At 64.8% G+C, this 12531-nt stretch carries 13 protein-coding genes; 3 read left to right on the forward strand and 10 right to left on the reverse strand.

All coding sequences use genetic code 11. The features are described from left to right. The 7 genes from paaA to paaF all read right to left on the reverse strand — a co-directional run. The coding region (gene paaA / locus B3E94_RS19225; RefSeq protein ID WP_286914725.1) for a 1,2-phenylacetyl-CoA epoxidase subunit PaaA at positions 1 to 502 on the reverse strand (502 nt) is incomplete at its 3' end. A 249-nt stretch (positions 503 to 751) separates the two neighbouring features. Beyond that, complete coding sequence (paaK, locus tag B3E94_RS19230; protein WP_236235950.1) at positions 752 to 2071, reverse strand: phenylacetate--CoA ligase PaaK; 1320 nt, start codon at positions 2069 to 2071, stop codon at positions 752 to 754. Positions 2072 to 2183: 112 nt separating this feature from the next. Next, positions 2184 to 3404, reverse strand: a complete 1221-nt coding sequence (gene pcaF, locus B3E94_RS19235; RefSeq protein ID WP_286914726.1) for a 3-oxoadipyl-CoA thiolase — start codon at positions 3402 to 3404, stop codon at positions 2184 to 2186. Further along, the gene (paaI, locus tag B3E94_RS19240; protein ID WP_286914727.1) at positions 3397 to 3852 is read right to left on the reverse strand and encodes a hydroxyphenylacetyl-CoA thioesterase PaaI; all 456 of its coding nucleotides are present in this window, start codon (positions 3850 to 3852) and stop codon (positions 3397 to 3399) included. Before paaI ends, pcaF begins: the two co-directional genes overlap by 8 nt. Continuing rightward, positions 3845 to 5362 (reverse strand): 3-hydroxyacyl-CoA dehydrogenase PaaH, encoded by a 1518-nt coding sequence (gene paaH / locus B3E94_RS19245; protein ID WP_286914728.1) that lies wholly within the window; start codon positions 5360 to 5362, stop codon positions 3845 to 3847. Before paaH ends, paaI begins: the two co-directional genes overlap by 8 nt. Before the next feature lie 2 nt (positions 5363 to 5364). Then, positions 5365 to 6156, reverse strand: coding sequence for a 2-(1,2-epoxy-1,2-dihydrophenyl)acetyl-CoA isomerase PaaG (gene paaG / locus B3E94_RS19250; RefSeq protein ID WP_286914729.1), 792 nt, complete (start codon positions 6154 to 6156; stop codon positions 5365 to 5367). Positions 6157 to 6192: 36 nt separating this feature from the next. Next, positions 6193 to 6966, reverse strand: a complete 774-nt coding sequence (gene paaF, locus B3E94_RS19255; RefSeq protein ID WP_286914730.1) for a 2,3-dehydroadipyl-CoA hydratase PaaF — start codon at positions 6964 to 6966, stop codon at positions 6193 to 6195. A 281-nt stretch (positions 6967 to 7247) separates the two neighbouring features. Here paaF and paaY point away from each other — a divergent pair, with 281 nt between their 5' ends. Together paaY and paaX are read left to right on the forward strand one after the other, a co-directional pair. After that, positions 7248 to 7847 carry a phenylacetic acid degradation protein PaaY gene (gene paaY / locus B3E94_RS19260; protein WP_176511165.1) on the forward strand — a complete coding sequence of 200 codons (600 nt, stop codon included), beginning with the start codon at positions 7248 to 7250 and terminating at the stop codon, positions 7845 to 7847. A 74-nt stretch (positions 7848 to 7921) separates the two neighbouring features. After that, positions 7922 to 8845, forward strand: a complete 924-nt coding sequence (paaX, locus tag B3E94_RS19265; protein ID WP_236235864.1) for a phenylacetic acid degradation operon negative regulatory protein PaaX — start codon at positions 7922 to 7924, stop codon at positions 8843 to 8845. Positions 8846 to 8852: 7 nt separating this feature from the next. On the opposite strand, the gene rfaD is transcribed toward paaX, so the two are convergent. After that, the gene (rfaD, locus tag B3E94_RS19270) at positions 8853 to 9884 is read right to left on the reverse strand and encodes an ADP-glyceromanno-heptose 6-epimerase (RefSeq protein ID WP_286914732.1); all 1032 of its coding nucleotides are present in this window, start codon (positions 9882 to 9884) and stop codon (positions 8853 to 8855) included. A gap of 172 nt (positions 9885 to 10056) precedes the next feature. On the opposite strand from rfaD, the gene B3E94_RS19275 reads away from it, so the two are divergent. Next, complete coding sequence (locus B3E94_RS19275; RefSeq protein WP_236235949.1) at positions 10057 to 11073, forward strand: transporter; 1017 nt, start codon at positions 10057 to 10059, stop codon at positions 11071 to 11073. Between the two features lie 98 nt (positions 11074 to 11171). Here the strand turns inward: B3E94_RS19275 and B3E94_RS19280 are convergent, their stop codons facing one another. Continuing rightward, positions 11172 to 11783 (reverse strand): class I SAM-dependent DNA methyltransferase, encoded by a 612-nt coding sequence (locus B3E94_RS19280; RefSeq protein WP_286914733.1) that lies wholly within the window; start codon positions 11781 to 11783, stop codon positions 11172 to 11174. Positions 11784 to 11972: 189 nt separating this feature from the next. After that, positions 11973 to 12179: a hypothetical protein gene (locus tag B3E94_RS19285; RefSeq protein ID WP_286914735.1), complete on the reverse strand. Its 207-nt coding sequence runs from the start codon at positions 12177 to 12179 to the stop codon at positions 11973 to 11975. Between the last annotated feature and the right edge of the window lie 352 nt (positions 12180 to 12531).

Raw genomic sequence — 12531 nt, forward strand, 5'->3', positions numbered from 1 at the left:
TCATGGCGCGGGAGTAGGGGCCGTAGGAGGTGCGCTGGAGCACCACCTGGTTGACGATGGCGGCGCCATCGACCAGCCAGCCCACCGCGCCCATGTCGGCCCAGCTCAGGGTCGGGTAGTTGAAGATGCTCGAGTACTTGGCCTTGCCGCTGTGCAGCTTGGCGATCTCTTCGTCGCGGTCGGCGCCGAGGGTTTCCATGGCGCTGTACAGGTACAGGCCGTGGCCGGCTTCGTCCTGAATCTTGGCCATCAGCTGCAGCTTGCGCTTGAGGCTGGGGGCGCGGGTGACCCAGTTGCCTTCCGGGAGCATGCCGACGATTTCCGAGTGGGCGTGCTGGGAGATCTGCCGGATCAGGGTCTGGCGGTAGGCCTCGGGCATCCAGTTCTTGGCTTCGATCTTGATTTCGGCGTCGATCTTTTCCTGGAAGTGGCGCTCTTCGGGCGACATCTCTTCCAGCGACTTGACGCGCTTGACTCCGGTTTCCACTAGCTGTGCGTACATGTTCCGACTCCTGCTAAGGCATGAGTCATTTGTAAGCGATACAAAACATAACGTCAAACAGTTTTATGTGTATCAAATAAGATTTGTGTATCACATGCCGGCCCTTTCGCGGGGCAAGCCCGCTCCCACAAGGGATCTGGGGCTCTCCACAAGCTCTGTGGGAGCGGGCTTGCCCCGCGAAGAGGCCCTCAGATTCAACCCAAAAAAAAGCCCCGGACTAAGCCGGGGCCACAAAAGGCAGCTGATGAATCAGCTGGCCAACCGTTTGTCGAACACATGGCAGGCCTTGCCCTCGGAGCGCTTGAGCGTCCCGCAGGGCTGCAGCCGCACCTGGGTGCTGATGCCGATGTAGGTCTTGATCTGCTTGGTCAATTCACCGGCAATGAGCTTGCGCTGCGCCTCATCCAGGCTTTGGCATTCGCCGCGCAACTCCACGTGCACCTCAACGCTGTCGAGATTGCCATTGCGATACAGATGAATCTCATAAAGCTCGGAAAGCTGTTTTATTTTCAGCACCTGCTCTTCGATCTGCGTGGGGAACACGTTGACCCCGCGAATGATCAGCATGTCGTCGCTGCGCCCGGTGATCTTGCCGATGCGCCGCATCGGCCGCGCCGTGCCCGGCAACAGGCGGGTCAGGTCGCGAGTGCGGTAGCGCACCATCGGCAGCGCCTCCTTGCTCAGCGAGGTGAATACCAGCTCGCCGAGCTGGCCGTCGGGCAGCACCGCGCCGCTGACCGGGTCGATGATCTCGGGGTAGAAGTGGTCTTCCCAGATGGTCGGGCCGTCCTTGGTCTCGATGCACTCCATGGCCACGCCCGGGCCCATGATTTCCGACAGGCCGTAGATGTCCAGGGCGTTGATGCCCAGGCGCTGTTCGATGGAGCGGCGCAATTCGTCGGTCCACGGCTCGGCGCCGAAGATGCCCAGGCGCAGCTTGAGGTCGTTGGGGTCGATGCCCTGGCGTTCGATCTCGTCGGCCAGGTTGAGCATGTACGAGGGGGTGACCATGATGATGTCGGGCTGGAAGTCGCGAATCAGCTGCACCTGCTTTTCGGTCTGGCCGCCCGACATGGGGATCACCGTGCAACCCAGGCGCTCGGCGCCGTAGTGGGCGCCCAGACCGCCCGTGAACAGGCCGTAGCCGTAGGACACGTGCACCTTGTCGCCCTTGCGCCCGCCGGCGGCGCGGATCGAGCGGGCGACCACATTGGCCCAGGTGTCGATGTCGTTCTGCGTGTAGCCGACCACGGTCGGCTTGCCGGTGGTGCCGCTGGAGGCGTGCAGGCGCACCACCTCCTGCTGGGGCACGGCGAACATGCCGTAGGGGTAGTTGTCGCGCAAATCGTTCTTGCCGGTGAAGGGGAACTTCGCCAGGTCGTCGAGGGTTTTCAGGTCATCGGGGTGGGCGCCGCATTCGTCGAAACGCTTGCGGTACAGCGGCACCTTGTCGTAGGCGTGCGCAAGGCTCCAGCGCAGGCGCTCCAGCTGGTGCTGGCGCAGCGCGTCCACGCTGGCGGTTTCCATCGGGTCCAGCAGGGCACGATCGGCTTCGTGGTACATGTTCATGGCATCACTCGAATTGTTCTTGTAGACCGGCGCCTGGCGTGCAAGCAGCAGGGCCGTGAGTGTCATGGACGCAGCATAACCGGCGGCGTCGCGTTCAGTAACAAGCCATTGGTCAGAGACGCTCGATGACCATGGCGATGCCTTGGCCCACGCCGATGCACATGGTGCACAGGGCGTAGCGTCCGGCGGTTTCTTCCAGCTCGTGCAGGGCGGTGGTGACCAGCCGCGCGCCGCTCATGCCCAGCGGGTGGCCGAGGGCGATGGCGCCGCCGTTGGGGTTGACCCGTGGGTCGTCGTCCTGCAGCCCCAGCTCGCGCAGCACCGCCAGGCCCTGGGCGGCAAAAGCCTCGTTGAGCTCGATCACATCCATGTCGGCCAGCGACAGGCCGGTCAGGGCCAGCACCTTGCGGGTCGCCGGCACCGGGCCGATGCCCATGATGCGCGGCTCGACCCCGGCCACCGCCATGCCGACGATCCGCCCACGCGGCTTGAGGCCATGGCGGCGGGCGGCCTCGCTGCTGGCCAGCAGCAGGGCGCAGGCGCCGTCGTTGACGCCCGAGGCATTGCCGGCGGTGACGCTGCCGCCCTGGCGGAACGGCGTGCCGAGCTTGGCCAGTTGCTCAAGGGTAGTGTCGGCGCGCGGGTGTTCATCCTGCGCCACCTGCAAGGCCGGGCCTTTGCGCTGGGCAATCGTCACCGGCACGATTTCCCGCGCCAGGCGGCCACGCGCCTGGGCGGCGGCGGCCTTGTGCTGGCTGCGCAGGGCGAAGGCATCCTGGTCGGCGCGGGAAATGCCGAACTGGGCGGCGACGTTTTCTGCCGTTTCCGGCATCGAGTCGATGCCATGCCCGGCCTGCGTCAAGGGGTTGACGAAACGCCAGCCGATGGTGGTGTCGAACAGCTCGGCGCTGCGCCCGAAAGCCTGTTCCGACTTGCCCATGACGAACGGCGCCCGCGACATCGACTCGACGCCGCCCGCCAGCATCAGGCCGGCCTCGCCACAGCGCAGGGCGCGGGCGGCATTGCCGATGGCGTCCATGCCCGAGCCGCACAGGCGGTTGAGCGTGGTGCCCGGCACGCTGATCGGCAGCCCGGCCAGCAGCGCGGCCATGCGCGCGACGTTGCGGTTGTCTTCACCGGCCTGGTTGGCGCAGCCGAGGATCACATCGTCGATGGCTTGCCAGTCCAGCTCCGGGTGGCGCTCGACCAACGCCTTGATCGGTACCGCGGCCAGGTCGTCGGCGCGCACCTGGCTCAGGGCGCCGCCGTAGCGGCCGATGGGCGTGCGCACGGCGTCGATGATCAGCGCCTCGGACAGGGTGTGTTCACTCATCTTGGGTCTCCTGCGCAAGCACCGTGCCGCGCACTTTGTAGGATTTGCCATGGAACAGGGCGACCAGTTCGCCGCGCTGGTTTTCGATGCGCACGTCATACAGCCCGGTACGCCCCTTGCGCGCCTGCTCGCTGGCCGTGGCCGTCAGCAGGTCGCCGCGCAGTGCCGGGGCGACGTAGTCGATGCTGCAGCCCAGGGCGACGGTGGCTTCGTCGTAGCTGTTGCAGGCAAACGCGAAGGCCGAGTCGGCCAGGGCGAACAAAAAGCCGCCGTGGCAGGTGCCGTGGCCCTGGATCATGTCGGCGCGCACCGGCATGCGCAGGCACGCGCGGCCGGCGCCGGCATCGATGAGGCTGATGCCCAGCGCCTGGGAAGCCTGGTCGCGGGAGAACATGGCGTCGGCGCAGGCCTGGGCCAGTTGGTCGGGGGTGCGGTGCGGGTCAGTCATGCAGGCGAGCTCCTTGGGCCGCTTGGCGGCGCAGCAGCAGGGAAGGGCGGTAGCGGCTTTCGCCGTAGCTGCGTTGCAGGTTGTCGAGCACGCGCAGGGTGTAGCCCAGGCCGATCTGCTCGGCCCAGGCCAGCGGGCCGCGCGGGTAATTGACCCCGGTGCGCATGGCCAGGTCGATGTCGGCGGCGCTGCCGACGCCTTGCAGCACGGCGTCGGCCGCTTCGTTGGCGAGCATGGCCACGGTGCGCAGCACCACCAGGCCAGGCAGGTCGGCCAGCGCCGATACCTGCAGGCCGGCGCGTTGCAGCAAGGCCACCGCCTGATCGCGGGCCTGCTCGCAGGTATCGGCAGACCAGCTGATGGCGATGCGCGTGGCGCTGCGGTAATCCAGGGCCAGGTCGACCAGCACCAGGTTGCGCAGGCCGTCTTCACGGGCGCGCTGGCTGGCCAGGCGGCCATCGGACAGCGCCAGGGTCGCTTCGCCGACCTGGATCAGGCCATGGCCATCACGCTGGCTGACGCCAAGCCCACTGTCGCGCAAGCGCTCGATGAGCGGCTGCATGACGCCCAGGTCGCCTTCGACCACGCAGTGCTCGACAGTCAGCGCGCTGTGCAGCACTGCCGGCTGCGGCCGCTGCGCGCCCTCGGCGTAGCGGTAGAAGCCCTGGCCACTCTTGCGCCCGAGGCGGCCGGCGTCGACCAGCTCTTTTTGCACCAGCGAGGGCTGGAAGCGGAAGTCGCCATAAAAGGCATCGAACACCGAGCAGGTAACGGCGTAGTTGACGTCATGGCCGATCAGGTCGGTCAGCTCGAACGCGCCCATGCGAAAACCGCCGGCATCGCGCAGCAGCGCATCCAGGGTGGCGCAGTCCGCCGCGCCTTCCTGCAGCAGGCGCAGGCTTTCAGCGTAGAACGGGCGGGCCACGCGGTTGACGATGAAACCGGGGGTGGAGCGGGTGTACACCGGCTGCTTACCCCAGGCCTTGGCGGTTTCATACAAGGTGGCGGCAATCGCGGGCTCGGTGGCCAGGCCGCAGACCACTTCCACCAAGGCCATCAGCGGCGCCGGGTTGAAGAAGTGCATGCCAATCACTTGCCCAGGCCGCTGCAGGCCAGCGGCGAGGCTGGTGATGGACAGCGACGAGGTGTTGCTGGCGAGGATGCAGTCCGGCGCGCACAGCTCTTCGAGCTGACGCAGCAGCCCTTGCTTGACCTGCAGGTTCTCGACGATGGCTTCGATCACCAGGCGCGCATCGGCCAGGGCCTCGATCGCCTCCACCGGCTGCAGGCGGGCCACGATGGCGTGGCGGGCCTCGGCCTGCAGCTTGCCTTTTTCCACCAGGCGCCCGAGTTGCTGGTCGATGCCTGCCACGGCCTGGGCAGCCGCGCCGGGGCGGTTGTCGTAGAGCTTGACCGGGTGCCCGGCCTGGGCCGCGACCTGGGCGATGCCGGCGCCCATGGCACCGGCGCCGATGACCGCCACCAGGGCGTCAGTGTGCAGTGCGTGCATGCTCAACGCCCCTTGAATGCCGGTGTGCGCTTGGTCGTGAAGGCGCTGACGCCTTCACGGTAGTCCTCGCTGCGCCCGGCCAGGCGCTGCAGGTCGCGCTCCAGCTCCAGCTGCTGGTCGAAGCTGTTGTCGAAGCTGGCATTGAGGCTGCGCTTGATCAGCGCCAGGCCGTAGGTCGGCTGGCTGGCCAGGTGGCGCGCCAGGGTCATGGCCTCGTCGCGCAGGGCGGCATCGTCGACCACGCGGTGGATCAGCCCCCAACGCTCGGCCTGCTCGGCGCTCAGGCGCTCGCCGAGCATGGCCAGCGCCTTGGCCCGGGCCATGCCCACCAGGCGGGGCAGCAGCCAGGTGCCGCCAGAGTCCGGCACCAGGCCGATCTTGCAGAACGCCTGGATGAAGCTGGCCGAACGTGCTGCCAGCACCAGGTCGCAGGCCAGCGGCAGGTTGGCCCCGGCGCCTGCGGCCACGCCGTTGACGGCGCAGATGACCGGCAGCGGCAGCTCGCGCAGGGTGCGCACCAGGGGGTTGTAGAAGCGCTCGATGGACTCGCCCAGGTCAGGCATTTCGGCCCCTGGTGCCACATTGCGGTCGGACAGGTCCTGGCCTGCGCAGAAGCCGCGGCCTTCGCCGGTCAGCAGCAGCACCCGGGCCTGGTCGCTCTGGCGCACTTGCTTCAAGGCTTCGCGCACCTCCAGGTGCATCGCGGTGTTGAAGCTGTTCAGCTGCTCGGGCCGGTTCAGCGAGAGGAGGGCAACGCCATCCTCGATGGAAAACAGAATGTGCTGGAAAGTCATCTCGGACTCGCTCCGTCAGGCAAGGGAAAGGGCAGGTCAACGGCCTTCGAACTGGGCCGGGCGTTTTTCCTGGAAGGCGCGGATGCCCTCGTTGCGGTCGGCGGTGCCGGCCAGCAGGGTGAAGGCATGGCGCTCGAAGCGCAGGCCGCTGGCAAGGTCGGTGTCGCCGGCCTTGAGCAGCGCTTCCTTGGCCAGGCGTACCGCCAGCGGCGCCTTGGCGGCGATGCTGCGGGCCACTTGCACGGCGCGCTCCACGGTCAGTTCGGGCTGGGTGAGTTCGCTGACCAGGCCGGCCTGCAGGGCATGCCCGGCGGTAATGGCTTCGCCGGTCAGCACCATCTGCATGGCCAGCGGCTTGCCCACGGCGCGCAGCAGGCGCTGGGTGCCGCCGGCACCGGGGATGATGCCCAGGTTGATTTCCGGCTGGCCGAAACGGGCGTCGACGCCGGCGATGACGATGTCGGCGCACATCACCAGCTCGCAGCCACCGCCCAGGGCGTAGCCGTTGACGGCGGCGACCAGGGGTTTGCTGAAGCCTGCGATGCGGTGCCAGTGGCCGACGCGGGGGTCGTTGAGAATGCCGACCAGGTCGCGTTCGGCCATCTCGCCGATGTCGGCGCCGGCGGCAAAGGCCTTGCGGCTGCCGGTGATCACCACGGCGCGGGTCTGCTCGTCGCGGTCGGCGGCCTCCAGTTCGCTGGCCAGTTCTGCCAGCAGTTCGGTGCACAAGGCATTGAGCGCTTCGGGCCGTTGCAGGGTGACCAGGCGCACGCCGTGTTCAGGCGCTTGCACGTGGAGATAACGCGGCATGTGGGGGTCCTCGGGCTGCTCGCACGGCGCATCGCGTGGCCGGCGTTTATTGGAATTGTCTGCAGGGGCGACGGGGGGCCGTGCCCAGGTGGAGCCAGTATAAGCACCATGTGATACATGAATGCAATAGCAACACAGAGTTCGTGTATCTTATAAGCGATTGCCTGATAGGTGCGCCTTCTCTGCATACCCCGCATTTGGCAGGCTCGATAGGGTTTGACGAAAAACACATTTACGATACAAGATCAGAAAACGTTGCGAATCATTTCAGGATAAACGCCATGCCTTGCTACCGCCTCGATGGCCTGACCCCAGTGGTCGACCCCACTGCCTATGTCCACCCCAGCGCCGTGCTGATCGGCGACGTGATCGTCGGCCCGCACTGCTACGTGGGGCCGCTGGCCTCGTTGCGGGGTGATTTCGGCCGGATCGTGCTGGAAGAGGGCGCCAACCTGCAGGACACCTGCGTGATGCATGGCTTCCCCGGTGGCGACACCGTGATCGAGCGCAACGGCCACGTCGGCCATGGCGCAGTGCTGCACGGCTGCCGGGTAGGCGAGGACGCGCTGATCGGGATGAACGCCGTGGTAATGGACGGCGCCCATGTCGCGCCGCGCTGCATCGTCGCTGCCACGGCATTCGTCAAGGCCGGCTTCAGCTGCGCCGAACAGAGCCTGGTGATGGGCGCGCCGGCCCAGGTCAAGCGCCCGCTGAGCGACGAGGAACTGGCCTGGAAACAGCGCGGCACCGCCGAGTATCAGCGGCTGACCCAGCGCTGCATGGCCAGCCTGGTCGAGTGCCCGCCGCTGACCGAGGCCGAGGCCCAGCGCCCGCGCATGGGCGACGATGGTTTGCGCCCCAAAGGCGAGGCGGGCGCATGAACCTGCCCGCGCGCCATGGCCAGGCAGGCCGCCGCACAGGTATAGTCGGTGCTTTCTCCGCGCACAGTTCCTCCATGAGCAACCTCGCCCCGCTGAATACCTTGATCACCCGCTTCCAGGAGCAGACCCCGATTCGCGCCAGTTCGCTGATCATCACCCTCTACGGGGATGCCATCGAACCCCATGGCGGCACGGTCTGGCTGGGTAGCCTGATCAACCTGCTGGAGCCGATCGGCATCAATGAACGGCTGATCCGCACCTCGATCTTCCGCCTGACCAAGGAAGGCTGGCTGACCGCCGAAAAAGTCGGCCGGCGCAGCTACTACAGCCTCACCGGCACTGGCCGGCGGCGCTTCGAAAAAGCCTTCAAGCGGGTCTACAGCCCAAGCCAGCCGGCCTGGGATGGCGCCTGGACCCTGGTGCTGCTGTCGCAGCTCGAAGCCGGCAAGCGCAAGGCCGTGCGCGAAGAGTTGGAATGGCAGGGTTTCGGCGTGATGGCGCCCAACGTGCTGGGCTGCCCGCGGGCTGACCGCAGCGACCTGGCGGCAACCTTGCGCGAGCTGGAGGCGAGCGACGACAGCATCGTCTTCGAAACCCACACCCAGGAAGTGCTGGCCTCCAAGGCCCTGCGTGCGCAGGTGCGGGAAAGTTGGCGTATCGATGAACTGGGGCAGCAGTACAGCGAGTTCATCCAGCTGTTCCGGCCGCTGTGGCAGAGCCTGAAGGAGCAGCCCGAGCTCGATGCCCAGGACTGCTTCCTGGCGCGCACCTTGCTCATCCATGAATACCGCCGGTTGCTGCTGCGCGACCCGCAGTTGCCCGACGAGTTGTTGCCGGGCGACTGGGAAGGCAGGGCCGCACGCCAGCTGTGCCGCAACCTGTATCGGCTGATCTTCGCCAAGGCCGAAGACTGGCTGAACACCGCGCTGGAAACCGCGGACGGCCCGCTGCCGGATGTGAACGAGAGTTTCTACAAGCGCTTTGGCGGCCTGGCCTGAGCCACCTTCAAGCAACGCCCGCCTGGCTGAACGGCATCTGCAACGGGCGTTGCTCACCCAGCAACCAGTCGCAATAGCGCGCAACGCCTTGCTCGACGGCCGCCATGCCAGCCGCGAAGCCCACGCTGCGCAGGCGCTGCAGGTCGGCGCAGGTGTAGCACTGGTACTTGCCGCGCAAGTGCTCGGGAAACGCCGAATATTCCAGCACGCCTTCGCGCAAGGCCGCCTGCAGCGTCAACGGCGGCAGGCCTTCTTGCCCGCGCAGGCGGTTGATGACCGCCAGGGCAACGTCATTGAAAGGCTGGGCGCGGCCGCTGCCGACGTTGAAGATGCCGCTCAGTTGCGGGTGGTCGAGGAAGAACAGGTTGACCTTGACCACATCGTCCACTGAGACGAAGTCGCGCAGGTGGCCGCCGCTCGGGTAGTCGCCATACTGGCCGAACAGGCTGACCTTGCCATGGGCCTGGTACTGGTTGAAGCAGTGCAGCGCGACCGAGGCCATGGCGCCCTTGTGCTGCTCGCGTGGCCCGTAGACGTTGAAGTAGCGCAACCCGACGACCTGGCTGCGGGCCGCGGGCAGGTGCCGGCGCACATATTGATCGAAGAGGAATTTGGAGTAGCCGTAGACGTTCAGCGGCTGCTCATGTTCGCGCTGCTCGCGAAACACCTGGCCTGCGCCGTACACGGCTGCCGAGGAGGCGTACAGCATGGGCACCTGTTGGGCTTGGGCGGCGCTGAACAGGTCACAGCTGTAGCGGTAGTTGTTTTCCATCATGAAGCGGCCGTCACCTTCGACGGTGCTGGAGCAGGCGCCCTGGTGCAGCACGGCGCGTACCTTGCCGAACTGGCCTTGGCGCAGGCGCTCGATGAAGTCGTGCTTGTCCAGGTAGTCGGCGATGTCGCAGTCGGCGAGGTTGCGAAATTTGTCGCCATCGGTGAGGTCATCGACGGCGATGATCCGGGTTTCGTGGCGCTGGTTGAGCGCCTTGACCAGATTGCTGCCGATGAAACCGGCGGCGCCGGTCACGATAATGGTCATGCCTAGTCCCCCAGTGAGGGTGCGAAGTGGTCAGTCTGGGGGAGGAGGGGTGCAGCGGTATTAATCTGGATCAATGTTCGCGCCGGGCGTGTCGTCATCCCACTGTCATGTATTGAAATTTATGATTTCAATTTCTTAACACTCGGTTTCTACCCACATGGCAGACCGCATGATGCTGGGCCCGGTCCATGGGCATTCGGAAGCGGATCTCTATGGACTGCTGTATGGTTTCGCCTTCTGCCCGGGTCAGGCCGCGCGGGAAATCGACTCGGCCGAGGCCTTGCAGCGCCTGCTGGAGCCGGCAGACAACGATGAGTTCATGTGGCTGCACCTGAACCTTGCCCATGCCGCCTGCGAGCGCTGGATGAGGAGCCACCTGGACCTGCCCGAGAGCTTTTTCGAGACCCTGCGCGAAGGTTCTCGCTCCACCCGCATCGAACATACCGACGGCGCCTTGCTGGCCGTGGTCAACGACATCGTCTTCAACTTCGGCCTGGTGTCGTCGGACGTCTCGACCCTGTGGGCCTGCGCACGCCGCCGGCTGCTGGTCAGCGTGCGGCTGCAGCCGCTGCACTCGGTGGACAAGCTGCGGCTTTCGGTGAAGCAGGGCGAATGCTTCGGCTCCACGGTCGAGCTGCTCGCGCACCTGCTGGGTGACCAAGGCGACCTGCTGACCCAGGTGGTGCGGGAAACCACGATGAAAGTGGACGGCATCGAAGACCAGTTGCTGTCGCTGCGCCTGAGCGACAACCGCGCCGAATTGAGCAGCCTGCGCCGCGTGCTGGTGCGCCTGCAGCGGCTGCTGGCGTTGGAGCCGGGGTCCTTGCTGCGCTTGCTCAACCGCCCGCCGGACTGGTTGCGCGAGCAGGACCTGCGGCAATTGCGAGCGGCCACTGAAGAGTTTGCGGTGATCATCAGCGACCTGACGTCGCTGGTGGAGCGTATAAAGCTGCTGCAGGAGGAGATCGCGGCCAAGCTCACCGAGCAGAACAACCGCACCTTGTTCACGCTTACGGTAGTGACGGTGCTGGCATTGCCGATCAACATCATCGCCGGCTTCTTTGGCATGAACGTGGGCGGCATTCCCTTGGCCGACGACCCGCACGGGTTCTGGGTGCTGGTGGCGTTGGTGGCGACCTTTACGGTGCTGGTTGGGCGCTGGGCGTTTCGCAAGCGGGATGATTATTGAAGCCAGGCGAGGGCAGTTGGGGGATAGTTGGGAAGGCGCTTGTTATAACTACACTAAATGAATATTTAGTGTAGTTATAATTTTGACTTATATATGAGTCAGGGGAGGCGCCGTGCCAGCCACACCGTCAGGCCGCCAGAATCCGGGTCTTCCGCGATGTGATCCAGCACCTCGAACCCGTGCTCATGCAGCCTGGCCCGGTATTCCTGCGGGTCCAGGCTGGCGTGGTACAGCGTTTCTCCCTGGAACTCACCCAAGGCCTCGCCATGTGATGGGCCGCTGGTGAACATCAGCAACGCACCTGGCGCTGCATGGCGTTGGAAAACCGCGAACATCTGGCGCTGGTCATCCGGCTTGAGGTGGAAAAAACTGTTCCAGGCCAGGATGCCGGCAAACTGGCGCGCCAGGTCCAGCGTGCGCATGTCGGCCTGTAGCCAGTGCTGATTGGGAAATTGTGCGGTGCACAGCGCGATCATCTGCGTTGAGGAATCCACGCCAACGACCGACAGGCCAGATTCGATCAGAAAACGCGCCACGGGCTGGCCAGAGCCACAGCCTAGATCCAGGACAGTAGCCGTCGGCTGCAGCAATGCGTGGAAGCGTTCGAACCATTTGCGTTCGATGAGGCGATTGCCGCGCAGGTCATTCCAGGTGGACGCGTTGCGGTCGTAGAGATCGATGATCTGATCGGCGGATGGGTGATGCGGCATGCTGACGTCCTTGAATCGGGAAAAACCATTCTAGAGGGATCGTGTGTGCTGCAATGTAGCTTGGGTGTGGCCTGTGTGGAATATGTGAAGGTGCGTATAATGCATATTATGTTAAATGTGGTGCTATGTCCGATATGTTCATAAGCCACGTAACTCTCTGATTCGACGAATTCGGTTTGGACGACAAGTTCATGCCTCGACACCAGCAAAGCGCTGTGCGTTTAGAGCTTGCACTGCCGAAAATCCTCCACTTTTCTTAAAACTCATGTTGTGTACAAAGTTCTTCATCGCATCTGATGGGTCAATCGCCTCAAGGTTCAGGCCGTCGACTGTGGCCCGAGAGAACGCAACGCTGAGAATCGGTTGATCCTCCATGTGTCCGGTTGAGCTGTTCAACACATTATCCATGGCAGTAACGATTACCAGCTCGTCCGGAAGGATGGCCAGCAGCTCCCGCCCCTAGAGCCACCATCTTGTCGAACTCTTTTTGCCGCTTCTCGAATTCACGCTGCCGACGATGAGCGTTGCGCTCAGCTCGTCTGGCTTTTAAAGGGATCCAAAACACTTGCGAACACCAGCGGAGCGCATTATGTTGTGTCTTGCAGCAAGGAAAACCACCATATGATGTGTGAAAACCTTTCTGCGCGGCTCGCGATTTACTGAAAACCTCTTGTATCTCACATTGCTGGATGAAGGAGATTCCGTATGACAGATCGTCGCCCTCTCAACCCCAACGTGAACGTTCCAA

Origin of the sequence: Pseudomonas sp. UBA6315 (assembly GCF_002438125.1) — a bacterium.
Taxonomy (GTDB): Bacteria; Pseudomonadota; Gammaproteobacteria; order Pseudomonadales; family Pseudomonadaceae; genus Aquipseudomonas; species Aquipseudomonas faucium.

What these genes read in the sequence shown, in the direction of transcription:
- paaK (WP_236235950.1), bottom strand. Translation starts at nt 2,071, where the DNA reads ATGAACATGTACCACGAAGCCGATCGTGCCCTGCTGGACCCGATGGAA.
- pcaF (WP_286914726.1), bottom strand. Translation starts at nt 3,404, where the DNA reads ATGAGTGAACACACCCTGTCCGAGGCGCTGATCATCGACGCCGTGCGC.
- paaI (WP_286914727.1), bottom strand. Translation starts at nt 3,852, where the DNA reads ATGACTGACCCGCACCGCACCCCCGACCAACTGGCCCAGGCCTGCGCC.
- paaH (WP_286914728.1), bottom strand. Translation starts at nt 5,362, where the DNA reads ATGCACGCACTGCACACTGACGCCCTGGTGGCGGTCATCGGCGCCGGT.
- paaG (WP_286914729.1), bottom strand. Translation starts at nt 6,156, where the DNA reads ATGACTTTCCAGCACATTCTGTTTTCCATCGAGGATGGCGTTGCCCTC.
- paaF (WP_286914730.1), bottom strand. Translation starts at nt 6,966, where the DNA reads ATGCCGCGTTATCTCCACGTGCAAGCGCCTGAACACGGCGTGCGCCTG.
- paaY (WP_176511165.1), top strand. Translation starts at nt 7,248, where the DNA reads ATGCCTTGCTACCGCCTCGATGGCCTGACCCCAGTGGTCGACCCCACT.
- paaX (WP_236235864.1), top strand. Translation starts at nt 7,922, where the DNA reads ATGAGCAACCTCGCCCCGCTGAATACCTTGATCACCCGCTTCCAGGAG.
- rfaD (WP_286914732.1), bottom strand. Translation starts at nt 9,884, where the DNA reads ATGACCATTATCGTGACCGGCGCCGCCGGTTTCATCGGCAGCAATCTG.
- B3E94_RS19275 (WP_236235949.1), top strand. Translation starts at nt 10,057, where the DNA reads ATGCTGGGCCCGGTCCATGGGCATTCGGAAGCGGATCTCTATGGACTG.
- B3E94_RS19280 (WP_286914733.1), bottom strand. Translation starts at nt 11,783, where the DNA reads ATGCCGCATCACCCATCCGCCGATCAGATCATCGATCTCTACGACCGC.